The following is a 1,436-nucleotide window of genomic DNA, read 5'->3' as shown; positions in this document are numbered from 1 at the left end:
TTGCCGATGCCATGCGTTACGGATTGCGTCAATCGGGCTATACACTCTGTGCGCCTGACAAGAAGAATGACATCTTATATCGCCAGCCGCTGCCATCAGTGCACGCTCAGTTAGGCCCTGTCCGGTTGCGTACTGCGTTACAGATGATGGCAGGTCCGGCCTGGCAACTGGAAGTCGATGGGGTGCTGCGTGTGGTGTGTCACCATTTGCGACAGGGTTATCAGCACCCGGCTCCGGCTAAACAAGCCCAGCAGGAAGGAGAGCGTTGATGACATCGCACCGATCCGGTCTATTGATGTGGTTACTGCTGAGCAGTTCGGTCTGGGCAGCCACACCGACACCATTAGCTTTACAGCAGACACAAGCGACAGAAAGCCAGCAGCACTCCCTGAAAAGTCAGGCTGAACAGTGGAAGTTAAGTGCCGATGAATACCAGCGTTACCAGCAACTGATGAAGGGGCCACGGGGTATCCGGTCGCCGGGGCTTGATCCGCTGACCGCATTAGGCATTGAAGCCGATGGTGATGCTGAACGCCGCCGTTATGCTGAACAGTGGGTCAGGGCGGAGTTTGCCCGAACTCAAAAAGAACTGCGTTTCCAGCGGGAAGTGAATGCTGCCTGGCTGCGGCTGTTTCCGGATGTCTTGCCGGTCAATATGGAAAAATCGCATGAAGTAAATGGTCGGCTGGCATTGTTTGTCAGAGCCAAAGATTGTCCGCAATGTGACACACGTTTGGCCGAAGTCCTGGCGGCGAAGCAACCCGTTGATATCTATCTGGTCGACAGCCAACGTAATGATGACACCTTACGGCAGTGGGCTAAAACGCATCGTATTCCTGTTGGACAGGTCCGTAACCGACAAATCACCCTGAATCATGATACGGGTTACTGGTTCCGGTTTGGTAAGGGACTGATGCCTGTATTGTTGCGGCAGGGGGAACAGGGATGGCAGATCACGTCATTACAATGAAATGGGTGAGCGTATTCCCCATTATCGGCCTGTTATGGATGACTCCCTGTCATGCCGGACTGAACGTGATTGCTGATTTGGGTGGTAAAGATGCCTCGCCCTTTTATGAAAGCATTAATACCCAGCCGGATCATCGTTCTGCACAATCATACCATTTCTTGTCAGAAGTGACGGGGGAAGCGGCCATGCTGCCGGTTAAAACACCAGAACTGACACCGGGAAAAGTGGCAAGCCGTCCATTGCAACTGCCGGGCATTAGGGCGTTATTTCTGATTGGTGATGACGCTGATTCACGTCGGTGGTTAAGCCAGAATACAACACGACTGAAGACACTGCACGCTGTTGGACTGGTTGTCAATGTCAGTGAAATGGCAGGCTTACAGTCACTGCGGGCATTAGCGCCGGATGTCTTGTTATCGCCTGCTTCCGGTTCGGAATTGGCTCTCCGTTTGCAACTGCGACATTA

Annotated in this window: 2 protein-coding genes and 1 pseudogene; all 3 read left to right on the top strand. The window is 53.1% G+C overall.

The window, feature by feature from the left end:
- Positions 1-269 (top strand): annotated as a pseudogene (locus ABLA85_RS18185) (pilus assembly protein PilL); the annotation flags it as partial.
- Positions 269-970, top strand: coding sequence for a TIGR03759 family integrating conjugative element protein (locus ABLA85_RS18180; protein ID WP_367965735.1), 702 nt, complete (start codon positions 269-271; stop codon positions 968-970). The pseudogene ABLA85_RS18185 and the gene ABLA85_RS18180, both read left to right, overlap by 1 nt.
- Positions 946-1,436: integrating conjugative element protein (locus tag ABLA85_RS18175; RefSeq protein ID WP_367965734.1), on the top strand; the 491-nt coding region annotated here is incomplete at its 3' end. The genes ABLA85_RS18180 and ABLA85_RS18175, both read left to right, overlap by 25 nt.

Origin of the sequence: Xenorhabdus sp. SGI246, assembly GCF_040838225.1 — a bacterium.
Taxonomy (GTDB): Bacteria; Pseudomonadota; Gammaproteobacteria; order Enterobacterales; family Enterobacteriaceae; genus Xenorhabdus; species Xenorhabdus indica.
The sequence above is the reverse complement of the archived record's forward strand: the minus strand, read 5'-3'. Positions and strand labels throughout refer to the sequence as shown.